Below are 23857 nucleotides of genomic sequence, written 5' to 3'. Positions count from 1 at the left end.
AAGCTTAAAGGGTCTCGGATCCGGTCAGGCGCTTGATGGTGCCGCGCAGGATGGGGCTTTCGGGTTGTTCCTTGAGGAATTTCTCCCAGACTTGCCGGGCTTCGCGCTGCTTGCCATTGGCCCACAGCACTTCGCCCAGGTGCGCGGCGACTTCCTGGTCGGGGAAGCGCTCCAGCGCCTGGCGCAGCAAGCGTTCGGCTTCGTCCAGGTTGCCCAGGCGGTAATTCACCCAGCCGAGGCTGTCGAGCACCGCCGGGTCTTCCGGGTTGAGCTTGTGGGCTTGTTCGATCAGGACCTTGGCTTCGTCGTAGCGCGTGGTGCGGTCGGACAGGGTGTAGCCCAGGGCATTCAGGGCCATGGCGTTGTCCGGATCGCGCTTGATGATCAGGCGCAGGTCTTTTTCCATCTGCACCAGGTCATTGCGTTTTTCCGCCTGCATGGCGCGCGTGTACAGCAGGTTCAAATCGTCAGGAAATTGCAACAAGGCTTGTTGCAGCACCTTCCAGGCGCGCTCGCCCTGATTGTTGGCGGACAAGGTCTCGGCCTGGATCAGGTAGAGCTGTATCGCATAGTCGGGTTCGGCGTCGCGGGCGGCGGCCAGGCGTTTTTCCGCCTCGTCGGTGCGCCCGTTGCTCATCAGGATGTCGGCCTGGCGCAACTGCGCCGGCAAGTAGTCATTACCCGGGCCGACCTGGGCGTATTCGAGCAGCGCAGCCTGTGGATCGTTGCGCTCTTCGGCAATACGGCCGAGGTTCAGGTGCGCCGAGTCCACGTGGCTTTCCCGGGCGATCAAGTCTTCCAGGTAGCCCTTGGCCTCGTCCCAGGCCTTGGCTTCCAGGCACACCAGCGCCAGGGAGTAGCGCAGTTCGTCGTCGTCCGGGTACTGCTGGACCAGGTTGGCGAACTGCACTTTGGCGTCCTCCATCCGGTCCTGCTCCACCAGTGTGCGCGCGTAGGTCAGGCGCAGGCGCTTGTCTTCCGGATACTTCTTGATGCTTTTTTCCAGCAGCGGAATCGCTTCCTTGCCGCGATTGAGGTTCTGCAGCAGGCGCGCGCGCAACAGGATCGGCGCGATCTCGCCGTCTTCCGGCGGGTTCTGCTCCAGCAGCTTCAGCGCGGCTTCGGCTTCATCGTCCTGCTGCAGCAGCAAGGCCTTGCCGAAAATCAGCTGGCTGTTCTTCGGGTGTTTTTGCAGCAGGCGGTCGAAACTCTTCATCAGGCCATTGCGCGTGTCCTGGTCGGTGTCGGCAGCCGACAGCGCAAGGAAGTCGAAGTGGGTGTCGCCCTTGCCCTGCAGGACCTTCTCCATATAGACCATGGAGTCGTCATAGCGGCCCGCGCGCGCCAGTTGGATCGCGGCGGCACGCTGGGCCTCCAGGTCGTCCGGCGCGTTTTTCGCCCAGATCAGCGACGTGTCCAGCGCAGCCTGATCGGCGCCCAGGTACTCGGCGATGCGAAACGCTCGCTCGGAAATGCCCGGATCCTGCGTGTTGATCGCCTGGGTCACGTAGTTATCCAGCGCAATGTCGAAACGATTGCGTTGCCCGGCCAGCTCCGCGCTCAGCAGGCTGAACACCGTTTCTTCACTGAATGAGGAATAAACCTTGGGCTTTTCAGGGGCGGGGGTGCTGTCTTCTACCGGCGGCGTACCGTCCGGCGACACGGGTGCCATGGCCTGGCAGCCGCTGAGGAAGACAAAAGCAAGGAGCAACGCGGAAGATCTATTCATATAGGAAGAGGACGACTAACCTGCGGTCGGATCATCATGACACAAGCCTTCGGCCAAACATAACCGAGTCTCAATGGATGCCTTTATAGACACAAGGCATTAGGACAATAGACGACGGTGGTTGTTCTGAATCTTTCGAAGTAGGACAATTGTCGGCTTCCCGACATCATCAGCGATATTGAATGGCCTTCCTCGCACTCGGTATTAACCACAAGACTGCCTCCGTAGACGTGCGCGAGCGCGTGGCGTTTACGCCCGAGCAGTTGGTTGAGGCCTTGCAGCAGCTCTGCCGGCTCACCGACAGCCGCGAAGCTGCAATCCTTTCGACCTGCAATCGCAGCGAGCTTTATATAGAGCAGGAACATCTTTCAGCGGATGTGGTACTGCGCTGGCTGGCCGATTACCACCATTTGAGCCTCGACGACCTGCGCGCCAGTGCGTATGTGCATGAAGACGATGCGGCAGTTCGTCACATGATGCGCGTGGCGTCCGGCCTTGATTCGCTGGTGCTGGGCGAACCGCAGATTCTCGGCCAGATGAAGTCCGCCTACGCCGTGGCGCGTGAGGCCGGCACTGTCGGCCCGCTGCTGGGCCGCCTGTTCCAGGCCACTTTCAATTCTGCCAAGCAGGTGCGCACCGACACCGCCATCGGCGAAAACCCGGTGTCCGTGGCGTTCGCCGCCGTCAGCCTGGCCAAACAGATTTTCAGTGATTTGCAGCGCAGCCAGGCCTTGCTGATCGGCGCCGGCGAGACCATCACCCTGGTCGCCCGCCACCTGCACGACCTGGGTGTGAAGCGCATCGTCGTCGCCAACCGTACTCTGGAGCGCGCGAGCATCCTTGCCGAACAGTTCGGTGCCCACGCGGTGCTGCTGTCGGATATCCCGGCCGAGCTGGTGCGCAGCGATATCGTCATCAGCTCTACCGCCAGCCAGTTGCCGATCCTGGGCAAGGGTGCGGTGGAAAGTGCGCTGAAGCTGCGCAAGCACAAGCCGATCTTCATGGTCGATATCGCCGTTCCCCGCGATATCGAGCCCGAAGTCGGCGAGTTGGACGACGTTTACCTCTACAGCGTCGACGATCTGCACGAAGTGGTCGCCGAAAACCTCAAGAGCCGACAGGGCGCAGCCCAGGCCGCCGAGGAGATGGTCAGCACCGGCGCCGAAGATTTCATGGTGCGCCTGCGCGAACTCGCGGCAGTGGACGTGCTCAAGGCGTATCGTCAGCAAGGCGAGCGCCTGCGCGATGAGGAGTTGATCAAGGCCCAGCGCCTGCTCGCCAATGGCAGCAGCGCCGAAGAGGTGCTGATGCAACTGGCGCGCGGCCTGACCAACAAGTTGCTCCATGCACCCAGCGTACAGCTTAAAAAATTGACTGCCGAAGGCCGCCTCGATGCGTTGGCCATGGCCCAGGAACTCTTTGCCCTCGGTGAGGGCGCGTCAGACAGCTCTTCGGATAAAAAACCGCAATGAAAGCGTCACTGCTCAATAAACTGGACGTGCTCCAGGACCGTTTCGAAGAACTGACCGCTTTGCTCGGCGACGGCGAGGTCATTTCCGATCAAGCCAAGTTCCGCGCCTATTCCAAGGAATACGCCGAAGTTGAGCCCATCGTGGCCACTTACAAACACTTGACTAAGGTGCAGGCCGATCTCGAGGGCGCCCAGGCGCTGCTCAAGGACAGCGATCCGGACATGCGTGAAATGGCCGTGGAAGAAGTCCGCGAAGCCAAGGAAAAACTTGCCGAGCTGGAAGGTGACCTGCAGCGCATGTTGCTGCCCAAGGACCCCAACGACGGGCGTAACGTGTTCCTCGAGATCCGCGCTGGTACCGGCGGCGATGAGGCGGCGATCTTCTCCGGCGACCTGTTCCGCATGTACTCGCGCTACGCCGAGCGTCGTGGCTGGCGGGTCGAGATCCTGTCCGAGAACGAAGGCGAACACGGCGGCTATAAAGAAGTCATCGCGCGGGTCGAAGGCGATAACGTCTACGGCAAGCTCAAGTTCGAGTCCGGCGCGCACCGCGTGCAGCGGGTCCCGGCGACTGAATCCCAAGGTCGCATCCATACCTCCGCATGCACCGTGGCCGTGTTGCCCGAGCCGGACGAGCAGGAAGCGATCGAGATCAACCCGGCGGACCTGCGGGTCGACACCTACCGCTCGTCGGGCGCCGGTGGCCAGCACGTCAACAAGACTGACTCGGCGATTCGTATCACTCACTTGCCGTCGGGCATCGTGGTCGAGTGCCAGGAGGAGCGTTCCCAGCACAAGAACCGTGCACGCGCCATGTCCTGGCTGTCGGCCAAGCTCAATGACCAGCAGACCAGCGCCGCCGCCAACGCGATTGCCAGCGAGCGTAAGTTGCTGGTGGGCTCGGGCGACCGTTCCGAACGCATCCGCACCTACAACTTCGCCCAGGGCCGGGTCACCGACCACCGGGTCAACCTCACCCTTTACTCCCTGGACGAGATTCTCGCCGGCGGCGTGGATGCGGTGATCGAGCCGTTGCTCGCCGAATACCAGGCCGATCAATTGGCCGCGATAGGTGAATAAATGACCATCATCGCCAGCCTGCTGCGCGCCGCCGATCTTCCCGACTCGCCTACCGCGCGCCTGGATGCCGAATTGTTGCTGGCCGCTGCCCTGGGCAAGTCGCGCAGTTACCTGCACACCTGGCCGGAAAAAATTGTCAGCAGCGAGGCCGCACTGACGTTCGCCGACTACCTGCAGCGCCGTCGTGGCGGTGAACCGGTGGCCTATATCCTCGGCCAGCAAGGCTTCTGGAAACTTGACCTGGAGGTCGCGCCTCACACGCTGATCCCGCGTCCGGAAACCGAGATGCTGGTGGAGGCGGCGCTGGAATTGTTGCCGGCCACGCCGGCCAAGGTCCTCGACCTGGGCACCGGCAGCGGCGCCATCGCCCTGGCCCTGGCCAGCGAGCGCCCCGCCTGGCAGGTCACCGCTGTCGACCGAGTGCTGGAGGCCGTGGCCCTGGCCGAGCGCAATCGCCAGCGCCTGCACCTCAACAATGCCACGGTGCTGAACAGCCATTGGTTCAGTGCCCTGCAAGGTCATGCCTACGACCTGATCATCAGTAACCCGCCGTACATCGCCGACAACGATCCGCACCTGGTGGCGGGCGACGTGCGCTTTGAGCCGGCGAGTGCGCTGGTGGCGGGCCATGACGGCCTGGACGACTTGCGCTTGATCATCCGCGAGGCCCCGGCCCACCTGAATGCCGGTGGCTGGTTGGTGCTGGAACACGGTTACGACCAGGCCGAGGCCGTGCGTGACCTGTTGTCCAGCCAGGGCTTCGAGGCGGTGGCCAGCCGCATCGACCTTGGCGGCCACGAACGCATTACCCTGGGACGCCGGCCGTGCTGACCGATCAGGAGCTGTTGCGCTATAGCCGACAGATTCTGTTGCAACATGTCGACATCGAAGGCCAGTTGCGCCTCAAAAACAGCCGCGCCCTGATCGTCGGCCTCGGTGGCCTGGGCGCGCCGGTGGCGCTTTACCTGGCTGCCGCCGGGGTGGGCGAATTGCACCTGGCGGATTTCGACAGCGTCGACCTGACCAATCTGCAACGCCAGATCATTCATGATACCGACAGCGTCGGGCAGACCAAGGTCGACTCGGCCCTGCGTCGCCTGGGCGCGATAAACCCCGAAATCAGCCTGGTTGCCCATCGCAGTGCGCTGGATGCCGATTCCTTGGCTGCAGCCGTGGCGGCGGTGGACGTGGTGCTCGATTGCAGTGACAACTTCTCCACCCGCGAAGCAGTCAACGCCGCCTGCGTGGCGGCGACCAAGCCGCTGGTCAGTGGCGCGGCGATTCGCCTTGAGGGCCAGTTGTCGGTGTTCGACCCGCGCCGCGCCGACAGCCCGTGCTACCACTGTTTATATGGGCACGGCAGCGACAGCGAACTCACCTGCAGCGAAGCCGGCGTGGTCGGTCCGCTGGTCGGCGTGGTCGGCAGCCTGCAGGCGCTGGAAGCCTTGAAGCTGCTGGCCGGTTTTGGCGAGCCGCTGGTGGGCCGCCTGCTACTGATTGACGCGCTGACCACGCGTTTTCGCGAGTTGCGCGTCAAGCGCGACCCCGGCTGCAGCGTCTGCGGGCCGCGGCATGGTTAAGGGCGCGCCGATCGGTGTGTTCGATTCCGGTGTCGGCGGCTTGTCGGTACTGGATGAAATCCAGCAGCTGCTGCCGCATGAATCGCTGCTGTACGTGGCGGATTGCGGGCATATCCCGTACGGCGAGAAAACCCCGGGATTCATTCTTCAGCGCTCCCGGGCCGTCGCCGAGTTTTTCCGTGAGCGGGGCGCCAAGGCGTTCGTGATCGCCTGCAACACCGCCACGGTCGCGGCGGTCGCGGATTTGCGCGTGGACTATCCCGAGTGGCCGCTGGTGGGGATGGAGCCTGCCGTCAAACCTGCCGCCGCCGCGACCCGCAGTGGTGTGGTCGGTGTGCTCGCTACCACCGGTACCTTGCAAAGCGCAAAGTTCGCCGCGCTACTGGATCGATTCGCCACCGATGTACGCGTGGTCACCCAGCCTTGCCCCGGCCTGGTGGAGCTGATCGAGACCGGCGACCTGAACAGCCCGGTGTTGCGCCAACTGTTGCAGGGTTATGTCGACCCGCTGCTCAGCGTCGGCTGCGACACCATCATCCTCGGTTGTACCCACTACCCCTTCCTCAAGCCGCTGCTGGCGCAGATGCTGCCGCCCAGCATCATTCTGATCGACACCGGCGCCGCCGTGGCTCGCCAGTTGAAGCGTCTGCTCGGCGAGCGCGACCTGCTCGCCAGCGGTAATCCTCAGCCCGCACAGTTCTGGACCAGTGGCGATGTGTGTCATTTCAGAAATATCCTACCGACACTATGGAAACATCCCGGAGATGTGCGAAGCTTCAGCGCGTGAAAAATTCGTGAAATATCGTGATTCCAGGCTGAACTTCTGACACTGCGTAGGCTTCTATAGCGGGATTGCCTGTACAAAACCATATAACTTCGTTCGGAAAGGATGTTTCTTATGAAGCGCTTGTTCTGTTTGGCTGCGATTGCGGCCGCTGTGGTGGGACACTCTTTTTCGGCGCAGGCCGCTGGACTTGAGTTTGGCCTGGGGGCCACCAGTGATTCGACGCTCACTTATCGATTGGGGCTGACGTCGGATTGGGACAAGAGTTGGATGCAAAGTGATGTCGGTCGCCTGACCGGTTACTGGAGCGGTGCCTACACCTATTGGGAAGGCGACGACCGTGCAGGCGCGAGCAGCCTGTCGTTCTCTCCGGTGTTTGTGTATGAATTCGCCGGACAGTCGGTGAAGCCTTATATCGAGGCGGGGATCGGTGTGGCGGTGTTCTCCCGCACGCGCCTGGAAGACAACAACATCGGCCAGGCCTTCCAGTTCGAAGACCGCCTGGGTTTCGGCCTGCGCTTTACCGGTGGGCATGAAGTGGGCATTCGCGCCACCCACTACTCCAATGCCGGGATCAGCAGCAACAACGATGGCGTAGAGAGCTACTCGCTGCACTACACCATGCCGCTCTAAACACACATTCCTGCAGGAGCCGGCAAGCCGGCTCCTGCAGGATGTAGTTCAATCAGCGATACGCTGTTGCAATGCCTTCGCGCTCGGTCAGGCATTCCGGCGCGCCCATCTCGAATTCCCGGCAAATCAGCGGCCGCCGCTCGTAGATCGTGCACATCATCGTGTCCCGATCCAGCGCCGCGCACCAGCCATCGTCCAGGCGCAGCATCACTTCGCCGCCCCAATCGTCCGTATCGATATAGCGCTCCGGCACGCCTGTGTCCGTGATCAGCAGCACTTCCAGCTGGCAGCAGCAGGCCGCGCACGTCGAGCAGGTAACGGCGGGTTCGGTGATTTGGGTATGGGGGATGTTGGTCATAGGCGTGCAGTGTAAGGCAAGGCAACGATGCGCGTATGACTGCTCTGACGGACGTCAGTGCGCCAGTTGCCCGGCAATCCAGTGCAACACCGGAAATATCACAGCCCAGAGCAGGGCGAGGCCGATCAAAGTGGCGGCAGTGCCGTAGCCAAAACTGACCCCGGCCAACTGGCTGCCCGCGTAATACGACAACGGCCCACCCAGCGCGCCCAGCAGGCTGGCACGCCACCAGGGCTGGGCGCTCCAGGCCAGGCAATGGCGCAAGGTCGTGGCCAGCAGCGCCCACAGCAGAATCAACCAGAAGGGAATCAACGGCCCGGGCGCGCCGAAGTGAAACACGCCGAAGGTGCGCAGCGACGTATCGATGACTGTCCCCAGCAGGGTCACGGCGAGAATCGCCTGGCCTTCGCGGGACCAGGCACTTATCCACAGCAGATGGAGGGCCAGTACCGCCAGTCCCACCAGCAGCCAGAGGCTGTCCCCACCCAGTACACAGGCAAACCAGCCGCACTGGAAGAGCACGGCATTGGCCACGGTCTTAAGCACTGAAGCGCCCAAGCAGCGGTGGGTTGATGGCCGACGGCTTGGCCAGCAGCAGTTGCGCGGTACCGATGGTGCGCTCCATGAAGCCGCCCTCGCAGTAGCACAGGTAAAACTCCCACAAGCGCAGGAAGTATTCGTCATAGCCCAGCTCCGTCAGGCGACCCTGGGCGCGGCGGAAGTTCTCATGCCACAGGCGTAGGGTTCGCGCGTAATGCAGGCCGAAATCCTCCATGTGCAGCAGGTTCATATCAGTGTCGCGGCTGACGATCTGCAGCATGTTCTGCACGCAGGGCAGGGCGCCACCGGGGAAGATGTAGCGCTGGATAAAGTCGACGCTGTTTTTGGCTTGCTCGAAACGTTGCTCACGGATGGTAATGGCCTGCAGCAACATCAGACCGTCGCTCTTGAGCAGGTGTGCGCACTGCTTGAAGTAGGTCGGCAGGAAACGATGGCCCACCGCTTCGATCATCTCGATGGACACCAGCTTGTCGTACTGGCCGGTCAGGTCGCGGTAGTCCTGCAGCAGCAACGTTACCTGGTCTTGCAGGCCGAGGGCCGCGATGCGTTTTTCGGTGTAGGCGAACTGCTCCTTGGACAAGGTCGTGGTGGTGACCTTGCAGCCGTAATGCTGCGCTGCATACAGCGCCATGCTGCCCCAGCCGGTGCCGATTTCCAGCAAGTGGTCGGTGGGTTTGAGGGCGAGCTTCTGGCAGATACGCTCAAGCTTGTTCAGTTGCGCCTGTTCCAGGCTGTCGTCGGCGGTCAGGAACTGCGCGGCCGAGTACATCATGGTCGGGTCGAGGAATTCTTCGAACAGGTCATTGCCCAGGTCGTAGTGGGCCGCGATGTTTTTCTGCGAGCCCTTGCGCGTGTTGCGGTTGAGCCAGTGCAGGCCTTGGGTGAACGGCCGTGCCAGGCGCGCCAGGCCACCTTCCATCGCGTCGAGCACATCGAGGTTGCTGACCATCACGCGCACCACTGCGGTGAGGTCCGGGCTGCTCCAGTAGCCGTGGATAAACGCCTCGCCGGCGCCGATGGAACCGTTGGCCGCCACCAGGCCCCACACCGCCGGATCGAGAATCTGGATCTCGCCCAGCAGGTGCGCTTCGCGTGCGCCGAACACTTGGCGCTCGCCATCCTCGATCACCACCAACTGGCCATGGCGCAGTTGGCTGAGTTGGCGCAGCACACCTTTGCGCAGCAGCGCACTGGTCAGGCCATTGACGTTCAGGCGGTTGGTCTTGACCGATAAGCTAGGGGATTTCATGGCGGCGATCCTTGGTATACCCGACTGCGGTGCGAGAGGCGCCATCGGCGGCCTGATGGGAAAAAATCGGTGTGCGTTTGAGCAACAGGCGCAAGGCCTGCCAATAGATGGCGAGGCAGGTCTTGGCGGTCATCCACGGAAAGCGCCACAGGTAGCGGTGCAGGCTGGCGCGGGTGAGTGTTTCCTTGTGCAGGCTCAGCGTGGCATCGAAGACTTTCAGCTCGCCTTGCCAATCGGCCATGTGCACGCCGAGCTTGGCGGCGGGCGGGCTGAAGCTCATGCGGTACTCCAGGTCGCGCGGCAAGAACGGCGACACATGAAAGGCCTTGGCCACGGCGAAATGCTGATGCTCATCCGCGCCAAGGGCCTGGGCCGGCAGCACGTAGTGATAGCGCTCGCGCCAAGGGGTGTTGGTCACTTCGCACAGGATCGCGGCCAGACGTCCGTCGGCCTCGAAGCAGTAGAAGAAACTCACCGGATTAAAAGCCAGGCCCCAACTGCGGGCCTGGGTCAGTAGGCAGATTACGCCCTGGGGGGTACGCCCCAGCGCCTTGCCGACTTCCTGGCGCACGGCGGCGGTCAAGCTCATGCCGTGGCGCGTCAATTCACGCAGGTAATCCTGCTGGCGAAAACCGAAGGGTGCCAGGCGACTCGCGCCGGCCAGGGGCGAGAGCCCGAGCACTTGCTCTTCTTCGCTCAAGTCCAAGTACAGCAGCCCGATGCGGTAGCGAAAGGCGTGGGCCTTGGGCGCAAACCGGCGATGGGCGATCCAGCCGCTGTACAGGGCGCTGTTCACAGGGCCTCCCCGAAGGCTTGCGCCACGCGCAGGGCGCTGACTACGCCGTCCTCATGGAAACCATTGGCCCAGTAGGCGCCACAGTAAAAGGTGTTGCGCGTACCGCAGAGTTCTTCCCAACGACCTTGGGCCGCCACCGCCGCGAGGCTGTATTGCGGGTGGGCGTAGGTATAGCGGGCGAGGATCTTCAGCGGGTTGATCATTGGCGTCTGGTTGAGGCTGACGCAAAACGTGGAGGCGCTGTCGATGCCTTGCAGGATGTTCATGTCGTAGGTGACGGCCGCCTGGGTCTGCATGTTGCCGGTCAGTCGATAATTCCAGCTGGCCCAGGCCAGCTTGCGGTCGGGCAGCAGGCGGGTGTCGGTGTGCAGCACGACATCGTTGTCGGCATAGGGCAGGGCGCCGAGGATCTCCTGCTCGGCCTGGCTCGGGTCGCCGAGCAACGCCAGTGCCTGGTCGCTGTGGCAGGCGAACACCACCTTGTCAAAGGCTTCGGTGCCGGCTGCGCTGTGGATAACCACACCCTCGGCGTCGCGCTCGACCAGGTGCACGGGGCAATTGAGACGCACCTGTTCGCGGAAGCTGCGGGTCAACGGCTCGATATAGCGGCTGGATCCGCCTTCGATCACACACCATTGCGGCCGGTTGTTCACCGAGAGCAGACCATGGTTCTTGAAGAAGCGCACAAAGAACTGCAGCGGGAACCCCAGCATGTCCTGCAGGGACATCGACCAGATCGCCGCGCCCATCGGCACAATGTAGTGCCGGATAAAGCGCGGGCCATACCCGCCGGCCTCAAGGTAGTCACCCAGGGTCATTTCGGCGCTGATGCGCTGCTCCTGCAGGTCCAGCGGCGCCTGGCGATTGAAGCGCAGGATATCGCGCAACATGCCCCAGAAACCTGGCGACAGGATATTGCGGCGTTGGGCGAACAGGCTGTTGAGATTGTTGCCGTTGTACTCGAACCCGGCGTTTTCGTCGCACACCGAAAAACTCATCTCGGTGGGTTTGAACGCCACCCCGACCTGTCCCAGCAGGCGGATGAAATTGGGATAGGTCCAGTCGTTGAATACGATAAAACCGGTGTCCACCGCGTAGCTTTTACCCTCGACCGCCACATTGACCGTATGGGTATGCCCGCCGATGCGGTCGCCCGCTTCGAACAGCGTGATGTCGTGGCGACGGCTGAGCAGGTAGGCGCTGGTCAGCCCGGCGATGCCGCTGCCGATAATGGCGATCTTCACAGGTCGTCCTTCTGCGGCGGCGGGCTGCGCAGCATGCGCTTGCCGATGATCAACTGGGCACGGTTGGGCAGTTTCGACAGCGGCCACAGGGTGGCGATAAACAGCGCCGGGAAGGCAATCTCCAGTGGGCGTTTTTCCAACTTGGCGAAGATGTGCCGTGCAGCTTTGTCGGCGGACCAGCTCAGGGGCATCGGAAAGTCATTGCGTTCAGTCAGCGGCGTGTCGACGAAGCCTGGGCTGATCACCGTGACGTCGATGTTTTCCGGTGACAGGCTGATGCGCAGCGATTCGAACAGGTAGCGCAGCCCGGCTTTGGACGCACCGTAGGCCTCGGCACGCGGCATCGGCAGGTAGGTCACGGCACTGGCGACGCCGACCAAATGCGGGGTGCGCCCGGCACGCAGCAACGGCAGCGCGGCTTCGATGCAATAACTGCTGGCGAGCAAATTGGTGCGCACCACATGCTCGACAATCGAGGCGTCAAATTGCCGGGCGTCCACGTATTCACAGGTGCCTGCATTCAGGATCACCGTGTCGAGCGCACCCCAGGCCGCGGCGATCTGCTCACCGATCTCGCGCACAGTCTGGCTGTTGGTCAGGTCGCCAGGCACCACCAGCACTTGTCCGGGAAAACGTTGGGCGAGGGCCTGCAGCGGACCTTTGCTGCGCGAACTCAGTGCCACATGGGCGCCGCTGTTGAGCAGCTCCACGGCCAGCGACGCACCGATGCCACTGCTGGCGCCGGTCAGCCAATAACGACGGGGCGGCAGTGCGTTCATCCCATTCTCCTTTTCAGCCAGTTGACGACGCTGCCCATTACGGGAAGGTGTTCGTAGAGCAGGGCGCCGGCATCGAAGTAATCGCGATGGCGGTAGACCTTTTCACGCCACATCAGGTGCGAACAGCCCTCCACGCGGATGACCTTGCCGTTGGCCAGGCGCGGGTGGGTAAAGCTCATTTTCCAGCGCAGGTAGCCTTCGCCTTCGGCCACCTGGTCGAACCCGTGGAAGTCGAAGCGCAGTTGGCTGACGTTGCTGTACAACTCGGCGAAGTAGCGGTGCATCGCGGGCAATCCCTGCACCTCGTGCAGTGGATCGGTAAAGGCGATGTCCTGACTGTACAGGCTGTCGAGCAGGTGCAGGTTGTGTTTGTCGAGGGTGGAAAAAGCCTGGGCGAAGCGGCGCAGGAAATCACTCATGTTCGGCGACCTCCTGGCGTGAAGGCAGGCTGCGGAAGGCTGCCAGGGCGCGTTCGCGGGACTTTTTCAGGTCAACGATGGCGCGCGGGTAATCCGCCACGCCGAACAGGCCGCCGACTGCCTCGGGGTTGTGCACTTCCTTTTTATTCAGCGCGGCCAGTTCCGGCAGCCAATGCTTGATAAACACGCCTTCGCTGTCGAATTTTTCCGATTGGCTCAGTGGGCTGAAAATCCGGAAGTACGGGGCCGAATCGGTGCCGGTAGAGGAACTCCACTGCCAGCCGCCGTTGTTGGCCGCCAGGTCGCCGTCGATCAGGTGACGCATGAAGAAGCGCTCGCCTTCACGCCAGTCGATCAGCAGGTTCTTGGTCAGGAACATCGCGACCACCATGCGCAGGCGGTTGTGCATCCAGCCGGTTTCCAACAGTTGGCGCATGGCTGCGTCGATGATCGGCAGCCCGGTGCGGGCTTGTTGCCAGGCCGCGAGGTCTTTGGGCGCGTCACGCCAGGCGACCGCCTCGGTCTCGGGGCGGAAGGCGCGGTGGCGAGACACCCTTGGGTAGCCGACCAGGATGTGCTTGTAGAACTCGCGCCAGAGCAGCTCGTTGATCCAGGTGATGGCGCCGATATCGCCGCTTTCGAATTCGCCCTGGTTGGTTTGCAACGCGGCATGCAGGCACTGGCGCGGCGACACCACGCCCGCCGCGAGGTAGGCGGACAGCTGGCTGGTGCCGGGTTTGGCCGGGAAGTCGCGCTCGTCCTTGTAGTAACTGATCTGCTGGTCGGCGAAGGCGTCGAGGCGGCGGCGGGCTTCCTCTTCGCCGGCGGGCCAGAGGGCGCGCAAGGTCTCGCTGGGGGGTGCGAACCCGTCGACCTGCTCGGGGATCGGATCACTTTTCAACGGGACAGGCGCCTGGGCCTTCGGCGTCGCGACCAGGCGCGGCAGGGCGCTGTGCAAGCGGGTGTAGCAGACCTTGCGGAACTGGCTGAACACCTGGAAGTACGTGCCGGTCTTGGTCAGCACGCTGCCGGGTTGGAAAAACAGCTGGTCCAGGTAGCTGTGAAAGCTGACGCCATCGGCCTCCAGCGCCTTGGCCACGGCCGCATCGCGACGGCTTTCATGGATGCCGTATTCCTCGTTGACGTGCACCGACTCCACCGACAACTCGCGGCACAGCTTGCCGAGCGCGGCGGGCACCTGATCCCAGGTGGCGGCGTGGCGGATCAGCAGGGGAATATTCAGCTTGCCCAGGGCCTGGCTCAAGTGCTGCAGGTTGCGCAGCCAGAAGTCGACTTTGCACGGCGCATCATCGTGGGCCAGCCATTGCTCCGGCGTGATGAGGTACACGGCTGCAACCGGGCCGCGCTGGCAGGCGGCGGCGAGGGCGGTGTTGTCGTGTAGGCGCAGGTCGGTGCGCAGCCAGATCAAATGCATTTAAAGAAGTCCACGCTGGATCAGTATCTGGTGGGCCGACAAGGGGTCTTCGGCCACGAACAATTCAGGGGTGTCACGGGTTAATACGGCTAACTCGGCCTGGTGGATGCATACCGTTGGTCCGACGATCAACTTTGGGCCACTGACGCCGCTCAATAGTTTTGCGAGTGCCGACAAGTGGAGGGCCTTGCTCGAATACAGCAGCACCGCGCGCGGTTGCAGGTGCTCCACGGCCAGGGCCAATTCGCCGGCGGGCAGTGGCCAATCGAAGACTTCCACCGGGCAATCGGCACTGCTGGCCAGCCAGGCGCTGAGCCACAGGTGCGGCTCCAGCGGCAGGTCGGACTGGTTGATCAGCAGCAGCGGCGGGCCCTGCAACTGGCGGTTGTTGTGATAGATGCGTGCGCCGAATTTGCTGCGCAGCCAGGACAGGAAAAACACCCGCTCCATCTGCGCGCCGAACTGGCCTTGCCAGCGCTGCTCCAGTTCCTGCAGCAGCGGCAGCAACAATTGCTCGCACAGCGTGCGCGGCGGGTACAGCGCCATGGCCTGGTTGAAGACGTCGTCGACCCGGCGCTCGATCAATTCGCTGATGGCATTCAACAGGTTCTGGCGCAACCCATGCCACTCATTCTCGACAGTCTCTGGAAGGGCTTGGGCAGAGTCGATCAGGCCTTTGACCTGGCTGACCGGCACGCCGCGATTGAGCCAGGTCAGGATGGTGTGGATGCGTTGCACGTGATCGGCGCTGAACAGCCGATGGCCCTTGGGCGTGCGCTGGGGCACGATCAGGCCATAGCGGCGTTCCCAGGCGCGCAGGGTCACGGCGTTGACGCCGGTCTGGCGCGCCACTTCGCGAATCGGCAGCCAGCCGTCTTCGAGGGCTTGGGCGATGTCGTCGCCGGTTTCGTCTTGCAGGGCGGCTTTCATAGGTTAGATCGCATTACGCAGGCTGAGATTTTCCGGGTGCGGTTGCAGGTACGCCTGCTGCGCGATGTAGCGGTCCGGGTGTTGGCGAAAGTGATGCTTGAGCAAGGTCAGCGGCACCACCAGTGGCACGATCCCCTGGTGGTACTGGCCGATGACGGTCTGCATTTCCTGTTTGTCGTCGGCGCTGATGGCTTGCTTGAGGTAGCCGCTAATGTGTTGCAGCACATTGGTGTGGGTCCCCCGAGTGGCGCACTTGCGCAGGCCGCTCATCAGTTCGCTGAAGTAGCCGGTGGCCAAGGCGGCGAGGTCGGTGCTCCGGGTCATGCTACCCAGCAGGTGGCCTAGGCTTTTGTAGTGCGCCGGGCTGTGGGCCATCAACAAGTATTTGTAGCGCGAATGGAAGGCCAGCAGGCGATGACGGCTGAGCCCTTCGGCGAGCAGTTGTTGCCAGCTGGCGTAGACAAAGACGCGGGTCATGAAGTTTTCCCGCAGCACCGGGTCGTTCAGCCGACCATCCTCTTCCACCGGCAGGTTGGGGTGGCGCGAGCAAAACGCCTGGGCGTAGATGCCGCGTCCGCCGCCATCCACCGGCGTGCCGTTGTCGCGGTAGACCTTGACTCGCTCCAGGCCGCAGGACGGTGACTTCTGCATGAAGATGTAACCGCACAGGTCGGTGTGTGCCGCGGCCATCTGCTGGCCGTAGTCGTCCAGCGGTTGGGTCACATTCAGCTCGCGATGCACGGTGCCCACGGCTTGCGGATGCGCCGGGTCGCCCACCAGGCGAATCGGTTCGCGGGGGATGCCCAGGCCAATCGCGACTTCTGGGCACAGCGGTACGAACTCGAAATAGTCGCTGAGCGTCTGGCTGCAGAGAGGGGATTGTTTATGCCCGCCGTTGAAGCGCACGTTTTCGCCAAGCAGGCAGGCGCTGATCGCGATCTTTGGCTTACCGGAGTGGGACATGGCCAAACCTCTACAAGATTCCTGTACAAGACTAAAAACTTGTACAACTAAATCTCATCATAGGTTTGATGCTGTACAAGTCAAATATTTTGTACAAGTATTTTTCGCGGAGGTTATTTCCAGCCGATCTGCCAGTGCTCGGCGTTCTGCAGGCTTTGCCACGCCAGCCTTTCGGTGCGCCGCGTCATGACTGCTTGCAGGTCGATTTCCAGCACGGTGCCTTCTTCGTCACGAATCAGCTCGGTGACCAAAAAGTGTTTTTCCTTGTTGCGGGGGTGCGCTGCTGTCCACTTCGACAGCAGCAATTTAGCGGGGTTGATGCGGTTCATTGCAGGTGCTCGATCAAGCGTCGCGCGGCCTCCTGGCCACTGAGCCAGGCACCCTCGACGCGGCCCGACAGGCACCAGTCGCCACACACGTACAGGCCCAGGTCGGCGTCGGCCAGCACGCCGAACTCATGGGCGCTGGACGGTCGCGCGTACAGCCAGCGATGCGCGAGGCTGAACGACGGGGCGGGCATGGCGCTGTGCAGCAATTCGGCGAAGGCGCCATGCAGGTGTTCGATCACGGCTTCCTTGGGCAGGTCCAGGTGGTCCCTGCTCCAGGCGCTGGTGGCGTGCAGCACCCAGGTGTCGAGGGTGGTGTCGCGTCCGGGTTTGCTGCGGTTGCGCGCCAGCCAGTCGAGGGGACTGTCTTGCACGAAGCAGCCTTGCATGGGCGTATCCAGGGGCTTGTCGAACGCCAGGGCGATGGCCCAGGTCGGGTCCATCTTCACGCCGGCGGCGGCACTTGCCAGCTTGGGCGCGGCGGCCAATAGCGCGGTGGCTTGCGGGGCGGGTGTGGCGATGATCACGTGGCTGAACGGGCCGTGGTTTTCGCCGTCGGCGTCCAGCAGGTTCCAGTGTTGTTTGCCCTGGAACACTTCGGTGATGCGGCAACCGAACTCCACTGGCAGGTCATCGAGCAGGGCGCGGGTGATCGCGCTCATGCGCGGCGTGCCGACCCAGCGGATTTGTTCATCGGGAGACGGGGTGAGTTGGCCGGACTTGAAGTTGTACAGCTGGGGCTTCCATTGCTCGGCCCAGCCGTTGCTTTGCCAGCGCTGCACTTCGTTGACGAAGCGGCGGTCGCGGGCGGTGAAGTATTGCGCCCCCATGTCCAGCGCGCCGGCGTCGCTGCGCTTGCTGGACATGCGGCCGCCGCTGCCGCGGCTTTTATCGAAGAGTTGTACAACGTGCCCAGCGTCTCTTAACGCTCGGGCGGCGGAGAGACCGGCGATGCCGGTGCCAATGATCGCGATGGGAACAGTCATGGGAGGCCTCGTTTTACCGTTGGGTACAGACTACGCCGACACCAATAGCTGTACAATATTGTTTTTTGGTATAAGTTTTGGCTTACCTGTTCTTACGGCGTGACCTATGGTTAAAGCTGAGGCTTGAACCTGCGTTACGCCCGATTACAAATGGTCCCTGCTTATAAAATAGACTAGCGATGGGCGGCAAACGTTACATGAGGAAGATCCCATGCACATTTTGCTGACCGGCGGTACTGGTTTGATTGGCCGCCAACTTTGCCGACACTGGCTTGCCCAGGGTCACCGCTTGACCGTGTGGAGTCGTGATCCGGAACAGGTGGCCCGTTTGTGTGGCGACCAGGTCCTGGGTGTGGGGCGCCTGCAAGAGGTGATCGGCCCGGTGGATGCGGTGGTCAACCTGGCGGGCGCGGCTATTGCGGACCGTCCCTGGACCCATAAGCGCAAGGCGCTGTTGTGGAGCAGCCGTATCGGCCTTACCGAAACCCTGCTGGCCTGGCTGGAAGGCTTGGCACAGAAACCCTCGGTGTTGATCTCCGGTTCGGCGGTGGGCTGGTATGGCGACGGCGGCGAGCGTGAACTCACCGAAGCCAGCGGCCCGGTGCAGGACGATTTCCCCAGCCAGTTGTGTATTGCCTGGGAGGAAACCGCGCTGCGCGCCGAAGCGTTGGGCCTGCGTGTGGTGCTGGTGCGTACCGGCCTGGTGCTGGCCGCAGAGGGCGGCTTTTTGTCGCGGCTGTTGCTGCCGTTCAAACTCGCGCTGGGCGGGCCGATCGGCACCGGTCGGCAGTGGATGCCATGGGTCCATATCAAGGATCAAATCGCCCTGATTGATTTTCTTCTGCACAAGCCTGACGCCAGCGGTCCGTATAATGCCTGCGCGCCACACCCGGTACGCAACCGTGAGTTCGCCAAGACGTTGGGCCAGGTGTTGCACCGCCCGGCGTTCATGCCGATGCCGGCCTTTGCGTTGAAGGTCGGGCTGGGCGAGTTGTCCGGCCTGTTGCTGGGCGGGCAAAAGGCCTTGCCAGAGCGGTTGCTGGCGGCCGGTTTCACTTTCCAGTTCACTGAGTTGCGCGCGGCTTTGGATGACGTGTCCAGCCGCCTCTAGAGATAGGATGTTGCATGACGGATCACGCGTTGTTACTGGTCAACCTGGGCTCACCGGCGTCCACTTCGGTGGCCGATGTGCGCAGCTACCTCAATCAGTTCCTGATGGACCCTTACGTGATCGACCTGCCGTGGCCGGTGCGGCGTCTGCTGGTGTCGCTGATCCTGATCAAGCGGCCCGAGCAATCGGCCCACGCCTATGCCTCCATCTGGTGGGACGAGGGCTCGCCGCTGGTGGTGCTCAGCCGCCGCCTGCAAAAGCAGATGACTGCGCAATGGACCCAGGGCCCGGTTGAGTTGGCGATGCGCTACGGCGAACCGTCGATTGAAAGCGTGCTGACCCGCCTCGCTGCCCAGGGGATTCAGAAAGTCACCCTCGCGCCGTTGTACCCGCAGTTTGCCGACAGCACCGTGACCACAGTCATCGAGGAAGCCAGGCGCGTGGTGCGCGATAAAAAACTCGATGTGCAGTTCTCGATCCTGCAACCGTTCTATGACCAGCCCGAATATCTCGACGCCCTGGTAGCGAGCGCGCGGCCTTATGTGGAACAGGATTACGACCACCTGCTGTTGAGTTTCCACGGCTTGCCTGAGCGCCACCTGACCAAACTCGATCCCACCGGCCAGCATTGCTTCAAGGATGCCGACTGCTGCAAGAACGCCTCCGCCGAGGTGCTCAAGACCTGCTATCGCGCGCAATGCTTCAGCGTCGCCCGTGACTTTGCCGCACGCCTGGGCTTGCCGGAAGACAAATGGTCGGTGGCGTTCCAATCGCGCCTGGGCCGCGCCAAATGGATCGAACCCTACACCGAAGCGCGCCTGGAGGCGTTGGCACAGCAAGGCGTGAAAAAGCTGCTGGTGATGTGCCCGGCGTTTGTCGCCGACTGCATCGAGACCCTGGAAGAAATCGGCGATCGCGGCCTGGAGCAGTTCCGCGATGCCGGGGGCGAGGAGCTGGTGCTGGTGCCGTGCCTGAATGATGATCCACAGTGGGCAAAGGCGCTTAACACCTTGTGTGAGAGAGCCCCAACAGCGCTGTAACCAGGCCTTACTCCCATCTACCTGTCGGCGCTGGCTTGTCGGCGCTTGCAGTTAGAGGGTGTTACAGGTTGAGGGTCAGGCTGACCGTGAAATTGCGCGGCTCGCCGGGGCTGATCCAGTAGCTGCTGTAGGAGCGCTCGTAGTAATTCTCATCAAACAGGTTGTTGAGGCTCAGCCCCACGGTGAGGTTGTCCGTGGCCTTGTAATGGGCCAACAGGTCGACGGTGTGATAAGCCGGCAGTTCGAAACGCGTCCCTGCCTCACCCGAGCGGTCACCTACATAAGTGAACGCCGCCCCCAGGTCTGAGCCGCGCAACGCGCCGTCCTGGAACTCATACACGCCTAACAGACTGCCGCTGCGCTTGGCCACGCCGAGGATCCGGCTGCCGGCGGGAAGGGTTTTATCGCCTTTGGTCACCACGGCGTCGATGTAGGCAAACGCGCCGATCACTCGCACGGCATCGCTCACTTGCCCACTCAGTTGCAGGTCAAGGCCTTGGCTGCGCGCCTTGCCCACGGCGCGGTTGAGGTTGGTGGCGGGGTCCAGGGTGAGTACATTTTCCTTCTCGATATGGAACGCGGCCAGGGTGGCGCTGAGACGGTCGTCGAACAGCTCGCTCTTGACCCCCACTTCATAGCCCACGCCTTCTTCCGGCGTGAAGGATTTCCCGTCGGCGCCCAGGCCGCTGTTGGGTTTGAACGACGTGGAGGCATTGGCGAACACCCCGACTTGCGGCGTGAGCTGATAGAGCAGGCCGGCACGCTGGGTCAAGGCATCGTGGGTTTGGTGGCTCCTGGCGTGGTTGCGTGTGAAGTCGTCGATGCTCTGCTCGAAATGCTCGAAGCGCGCACCGACCATGCCGCGCAGGCGGTCGGTGAAGATGACCTGGTCTTGCAGGTTCAGCGCATGGCTTTGGGTCTGTTCGAAGAAGTCAGTGCCGGAGCGTGCGCCGTTGGGTTTGGGCTGGCCGTAGACCGGGTTGTAGATATCGAGGGTGTAGCGGCTCCCGCCAATCACCGTGACGCGTTCTTTCTTGCGATAGTCCTCGTATTCGGTGCCAACCAGCAACTCGTGCTGCCAGCTGCCGATATCGAACAGGCCGCGCAGCTCCAACTGGGTGATGCTGTCGTGCCAGCCCATGGAGCGTTCACGGTAACGGCGGTCGATGGTGTGGCCGTCGGCGTTCAGTGCGCGGTTTTCCGAGGCATCGCCCCACAGGCTGCCCTGTTTGTAGTGGCTGGCCAGGCGCAGTTTCCAGGCGTCGTTGAGGTGATGCTCAAGGCTGGCCTGGAGGCGGTTGTTATGGTTGTCGATATCGCCGTCGTTAGGTTCACCCAGGAAGGTGGCGCGGGACACGCCGCTGGCGTCGACGATGCCGCGGTCGAAGGTGGAGCTGTGGCGCACCCATTCGCTTTCCACCAGCAGATGTGTGTCAGGGTCCAGTTGCCAACTGAATGAGGGAGCAACAAAGACCCGCTTGCTCTGCACATGGTCGCGAAAGCTGTGGTTGTCTTCCACGGCCAGGTTGACTCGCGAGAGCAGGTTGCCCTCGCTGTCCAGCGGGGTGTTGAGGTCGACGGCGGTGCGATAACGATCCCAACTTCCGGCGCTGGTTTGCACGGTGGTGAAGGCATCGGGCTGGGGCTTCTTTGTGACGATGTTCACGGTGCCGCCGGGATCGCCACGGCCGTAGAGGCTCGCGGCGGGGCCCTTGAGCACTTCGATGCGTTCGATATTGGCGGTATCCGGCGTGCTCGGGTAGCCACGGTTGGCGCTGAAACCGTCCTGGTAAAACTCCGACGTGGTGAAGCCGCGCACGCTGTATTCGTAGAGGGTGAGGCCGCCGAAATTGTTTTGCTTGGACACGCCACCGGCAAACTCAAGGGCGCGTTCTACCTGGGTGCTGCCCAGGTCCTTGAGCACCGTTGCGGGAATCACGCTAATCGATTGTGGGATGTCGCGCAGGGATGCGTCGGTTTTTGTCGCACTGGCGGAACGCGTTGCACGGTAGCCCTTGACCGGGCCGGTGGCGGATTCATAGGCGTCGGTGGTGACGCTGATGGTGTCGAGTTCCAGGGTGTTGTCTTCGGCGTAGGCGGGGTCAAGCAACAAGCCCAGGGCCAGGCCAGCCATGGGGGCAATTCTTCGAGACGGCATGATAGAGCGTTCCAATAGCGATATTGAAACAATATAACATCTCTAGTGGGAATGCCTTCGCTTTGAAATATGAGCTTACAGGTACCCGCGAACGGGTACCTGGCGAGGCGTCTTATTCCTCTTCTTTGACCGGTGCAGGCGGTGGGCGCAGGCCGATTTCTGCCAGCAGCTTGATCTCTTTGCCGTTGCGCATTACCTGAATTGCCACCTTGTCGGTCGGCTTGATCCGCGCCACCTGGTTCATCGATTTGCGCCCATCGCCGGCCGGTTCGCCGTTGATGCTGAGGATCACATCGCCCAGTTGCAGGCCGGCTTTTTGCGCCGGGCCGTCGCGGAAAATCCCGGCGACCACGATGCCCGGGCGCCCGGTCAAGCCAAAGGACTCGGCCAGCTCCTTAGTCAACGGTTGTACTTCGATCCCCAGCCAGCCGCGAATCACCTGGCCGTGCTCGATGATCGACTTCATCACTTCCATCGCCAGTTTCACCGGGATCGCAAAACCGATGCCCTGGGAGCCGCCGGACTTGGAGAAAATCGCCGTGTTGATACCGGTCAGGTTGCCATTGGCATCCACCAGTGCGCCGCCGGAGTTGCCCGGGTTGATCGCCGCGTCGGTCTGGATGAAGTCTTCGTAGCTGTTGAGGCCCAACTGGTTACGCCCGGTGGCGCTGATGATGCCCATGGTCACCGTCTGGCCCACCCCGAACGGGTTGCCGATGGCCAGCGCGACGTCACCGACGCGCAGGCCGTCGGAGCGACCGAGGGTGATTGAAGGCAGGCTCTTGAGGTCGATCTTCAGCACCGCGAGGTCGGTTTCGGGGTCGCTGCCGACCACGCGGGCCAGGGTCTCGCGGCCATCGCGCAGGGCGACCACGATCTGGTCGGCGCCGGTGGTCACGTGGTTGTTGGTGAGGATGTAGCCCTCGGGGCTCATGATCACGCCGGAGCCGAGGCTGGATTCCATGCGCCGCTGCTTGGGGCCGTTGTCGCCGAAATAGCGGCGAAATTGCGGGTCTTCGAATAATGGATGAGCGGGTTTGTTGATGACTTTCGTGGTGTACAGGTTGACCACCGCTGGCGCCGCGATAACGACAGCGTCCGCATAGGTCACCGGGCCTTGCACCACCGCGCTGGTTTGCGGCGCCTGCTGCAGGTTCACATCAAGGCTGGGTAAGCCCACCAACTGGGGGAAACGCTGAATAATCAGCATCGCGATCAGCACGCCAGCCAGCAATGGCCATCCAAAAAAACGCAGTGCCTTGAGCATCAAGTAAGTCCTGACAGGTTGCAGGGGGCGGGAGAGCGCCCATAATGTCGCGCATTATACGAGGCTGCGAGCGCCTCGGAACGGGATATTTAGGAGTCTTTTATGGCCGTCCCCCTTACCACCCTCGTCGAGGAAGCGGACCGCTACCTCGGCAGTGCAAAAATTGCCGATTATTGCCCCAATGGCCTGCAAGTCGAGGGGCGCCCGCAGGTGATGCGCATCGTCAGCGGCGTGACCGCCAGCCAGGCGCTGCTGGATGCAGCCGTCGAAGCGCAGGCCGACCTGATCCTGGTGCACCACGGTTATTTCTGGAAGGGCGAAAACCCCTGCATCACCGGCATGAAGCAACGCCGCCTGAAAACGCTGCTCAAGCACGACATCAGTCTGCTGGCCTACCACCTGCCGCTGGACTTGCACCCTGACGTCGGCAACAACGTGCAACTCGCCCGCCAACTGGACATCACGGTCGAAGGCCCGCTGGACCCGAGTAACCCGAAGATCGTCGGCCTGGTCGGTTCGCTCTCCGAGCCGCTGTCACCGCGCGACTTCGCACGCCGGGTGCAGGACGTCATGGGCCGCGAGCCCTTGCTGATCGAAGGCAGCGAGATGATCCGCCGCGTCGGCTGGTGCACCGGCGGGGGCCAGGGCTATATCGACGACGCGATTGCCGCCGGCGTCGACCTGTTCCTGAGTGGCGAGGCGTCGGAGCAGACCTTCCACAGCGCCCGCGAAAACGACATCAGCTTTATCGCCGCCGGCCATCACGCCACCGAACGCTACGGCGTGCAGGCACTGGGCGATTACCTGGCGCGGCGTTTTGCCCTGGAGCATTTGTTCATCGACTGCCCCAACCCGATCTAAGCCATGCAACTGAACCCCTGTGGGAACTGGCTTGCCTGCGACGCAGGCAACTCGGTACATCCGGCACACCGAGTTGAAGCCATCGCAGGCAAGCCAG

The 23857-nt window shown here is 62.5% G+C and carries 24 protein-coding genes; 9 read left to right on the top strand and 15 right to left on the bottom strand.

The window, feature by feature from the left end; all coding sequences use genetic code 11:
- Positions 1-4: 4 nt before the first annotated feature.
- Positions 5-1729 carry a tetratricopeptide repeat protein gene (locus tag NTD80_RS30510; RefSeq protein WP_065900496.1) on the bottom strand — a complete coding sequence of 575 codons (1725 nt, stop codon included), beginning with the start codon at positions 1727-1729 and terminating at the stop codon, positions 5-7.
- Positions 1730-1911: 182 nt separating this feature from the next.
- On the opposite strand from NTD80_RS30510, the gene hemA reads away from it, so the two are divergent.
- From hemA to NTD80_RS30480, 6 genes are all read left to right on the top strand, one after another.
- Complete coding sequence (gene hemA / locus NTD80_RS30505; RefSeq protein WP_065900498.1) at positions 1912-3201, top strand: glutamyl-tRNA reductase; 1290 nt, start codon at positions 1912-1914, stop codon at positions 3199-3201.
- Positions 3198-4280: a peptide chain release factor 1 gene (gene prfA / locus NTD80_RS30500; protein WP_012722110.1), complete on the top strand. Its 1083-nt coding sequence runs from the start codon at positions 3198-3200 to the stop codon at positions 4278-4280. Before hemA ends, prfA begins: the two co-directional genes overlap by 4 nt.
- Positions 4281-5111 (top strand): peptide chain release factor N(5)-glutamine methyltransferase, encoded by an 831-nt coding sequence (gene prmC, locus NTD80_RS30495; RefSeq protein ID WP_262135861.1) that lies wholly within the window; start codon positions 4281-4283, stop codon positions 5109-5111.
- Positions 5105-5860: a molybdopterin-synthase adenylyltransferase MoeB gene (gene moeB, locus NTD80_RS30490; RefSeq protein ID WP_065900502.1), complete on the top strand. Its 756-nt coding sequence runs from the start codon at positions 5105-5107 to the stop codon at positions 5858-5860. Before prmC ends, moeB begins: the two co-directional genes overlap by 7 nt.
- Positions 5853-6647 carry a glutamate racemase gene (gene murI / locus NTD80_RS30485; protein WP_065900504.1) on the top strand — a complete coding sequence of 265 codons (795 nt, stop codon included), beginning with the start codon at positions 5853-5855 and terminating at the stop codon, positions 6645-6647. The genes moeB and murI overlap by 8 nt, the downstream gene beginning before the upstream one ends.
- A gap of 111 nt (positions 6648-6758) precedes the next feature.
- A complete protein-coding gene (locus NTD80_RS30480) occupies positions 6759-7277 on the top strand; it encodes an acyloxyacyl hydrolase (protein ID WP_065900506.1) in 519 nt (172 codons plus the stop codon).
- Between the two features lie 52 nt (positions 7278-7329).
- Here the strand turns inward: NTD80_RS30480 and NTD80_RS30475 are convergent, their stop codons facing one another.
- The 12 genes from NTD80_RS30475 to NTD80_RS30420 form a co-directional block, all read right to left on the bottom strand.
- The gene (locus tag NTD80_RS30475; RefSeq protein ID WP_065900507.1) at positions 7330-7635 is read right to left on the bottom strand and encodes a YkgJ family cysteine cluster protein; all 306 of its coding nucleotides are present in this window, start codon (positions 7633-7635) and stop codon (positions 7330-7332) included.
- Between the two features lie 54 nt (positions 7636-7689).
- Positions 7690-8181, bottom strand: coding sequence for a DUF2878 domain-containing protein (locus tag NTD80_RS30470; protein ID WP_106805201.1), 492 nt, complete (start codon positions 8179-8181; stop codon positions 7690-7692).
- A complete protein-coding gene (locus tag NTD80_RS30465) occupies positions 8174-9445 on the bottom strand; it encodes an SAM-dependent methyltransferase (RefSeq protein WP_065900509.1) in 1272 nt (423 codons plus the stop codon). The genes NTD80_RS30470 and NTD80_RS30465 overlap by 8 nt, the downstream gene beginning before the upstream one ends.
- Positions 9432-10241 carry a DUF1365 domain-containing protein gene (locus NTD80_RS30460; RefSeq protein ID WP_065900510.1) on the bottom strand — a complete coding sequence of 270 codons (810 nt, stop codon included), beginning with the start codon at positions 10239-10241 and terminating at the stop codon, positions 9432-9434. The genes NTD80_RS30465 and NTD80_RS30460 overlap by 14 nt, the downstream gene beginning before the upstream one ends.
- Complete coding sequence (locus NTD80_RS30455) at positions 10238-11485, bottom strand: NAD(P)/FAD-dependent oxidoreductase (RefSeq protein WP_262135860.1); 1248 nt, start codon at positions 11483-11485, stop codon at positions 10238-10240. Before NTD80_RS30455 ends, NTD80_RS30460 begins: the two co-directional genes overlap by 4 nt.
- Positions 11482-12264 carry an SDR family NAD(P)-dependent oxidoreductase gene (locus NTD80_RS30450; protein ID WP_262135859.1) on the bottom strand — a complete coding sequence of 261 codons (783 nt, stop codon included), beginning with the start codon at positions 12262-12264 and terminating at the stop codon, positions 11482-11484. Before NTD80_RS30450 ends, NTD80_RS30455 begins: the two co-directional genes overlap by 4 nt.
- Positions 12261-12683 (bottom strand): nuclear transport factor 2 family protein, encoded by a 423-nt coding sequence (locus tag NTD80_RS30445; protein ID WP_262135858.1) that lies wholly within the window; start codon positions 12681-12683, stop codon positions 12261-12263. The genes NTD80_RS30450 and NTD80_RS30445 overlap by 4 nt, the downstream gene beginning before the upstream one ends.
- The gene (gene phrB / locus NTD80_RS30440; RefSeq protein WP_262135857.1) at positions 12676-14118 is read right to left on the bottom strand and encodes a deoxyribodipyrimidine photo-lyase; all 1443 of its coding nucleotides are present in this window, start codon (positions 14116-14118) and stop codon (positions 12676-12678) included. The genes NTD80_RS30445 and phrB overlap by 8 nt, the downstream gene beginning before the upstream one ends.
- Positions 14119-15048: a MerR family transcriptional regulator gene (locus tag NTD80_RS30435; protein ID WP_262135856.1), complete on the bottom strand. Its 930-nt coding sequence runs from the start codon at positions 15046-15048 to the stop codon at positions 14119-14121. It lies immediately after the preceding gene.
- 3 nt (positions 15049-15051) lie between these two features.
- The gene (locus NTD80_RS30430; protein WP_262135855.1) at positions 15052-16011 is read right to left on the bottom strand and encodes a YbgA family protein; all 960 of its coding nucleotides are present in this window, start codon (positions 16009-16011) and stop codon (positions 15052-15054) included.
- Positions 16012-16124: 113 nt separating this feature from the next.
- Positions 16125-16340 carry a TIGR02450 family Trp-rich protein gene (locus NTD80_RS30425; RefSeq protein ID WP_262135854.1) on the bottom strand — a complete coding sequence of 72 codons (216 nt, stop codon included), beginning with the start codon at positions 16338-16340 and terminating at the stop codon, positions 16125-16127.
- On the bottom strand, positions 16337-17323 hold the full coding sequence (locus NTD80_RS30420) for an NAD(P)/FAD-dependent oxidoreductase (RefSeq protein WP_201143508.1): 987 nt from the start codon (positions 17321-17323) through the stop codon (positions 16337-16339). The genes NTD80_RS30425 and NTD80_RS30420 overlap by 4 nt, the downstream gene beginning before the upstream one ends.
- 211 nt (positions 17324-17534) lie before the next feature.
- On the opposite strand from NTD80_RS30420, the gene NTD80_RS30415 reads away from it, so the two are divergent.
- Together NTD80_RS30415 and hemH are read left to right on the top strand one after the other, a co-directional pair.
- The gene (locus NTD80_RS30415) at positions 17535-18434 is read left to right on the top strand and encodes a TIGR01777 family oxidoreductase (protein ID WP_106805196.1); all 900 of its coding nucleotides are present in this window, start codon (positions 17535-17537) and stop codon (positions 18432-18434) included.
- A gap of 14 nt (positions 18435-18448) precedes the next feature.
- Entirely contained in the window at positions 18449-19474 is a 1026-nt protein-coding gene (gene hemH, locus NTD80_RS30410; protein ID WP_262135853.1) for a ferrochelatase, read from the top strand.
- A gap of 61 nt (positions 19475-19535) precedes the next feature.
- On the opposite strand, the gene NTD80_RS30405 is transcribed toward hemH, so the two are convergent.
- Both NTD80_RS30405 and algW read right to left on the bottom strand, forming a co-directional pair.
- Positions 19536-21632, bottom strand: a complete 2097-nt coding sequence (locus NTD80_RS30405; RefSeq protein ID WP_315974953.1) for a TonB-dependent siderophore receptor — start codon at positions 21630-21632, stop codon at positions 19536-19538.
- 112 nt (positions 21633-21744) lie between these two features.
- Positions 21745-22899, bottom strand: coding sequence for a Do family serine endopeptidase AlgW (gene algW / locus NTD80_RS30400; protein ID WP_065900528.1), 1155 nt, complete (start codon positions 22897-22899; stop codon positions 21745-21747).
- A 102-nt stretch (positions 22900-23001) separates the two neighbouring features.
- On the opposite strand from algW, the gene NTD80_RS30395 reads away from it, so the two are divergent.
- A complete protein-coding gene (locus tag NTD80_RS30395) occupies positions 23002-23760 on the top strand; it encodes a Nif3-like dinuclear metal center hexameric protein (protein WP_262135852.1) in 759 nt (252 codons plus the stop codon).
- The last annotated feature ends 97 nt before the right edge of the window (positions 23761-23857 follow it).

Origin of the sequence: Pseudomonas sp. 13B_2.1_Bac1 (assembly GCF_025466155.1) — a bacterium.
Taxonomy (GTDB): Bacteria; Pseudomonadota; Gammaproteobacteria; order Pseudomonadales; family Pseudomonadaceae; genus Aquipseudomonas; species Aquipseudomonas aylmerensis.
This window is presented reverse-complemented; position numbering and strand designations above follow the sequence as displayed.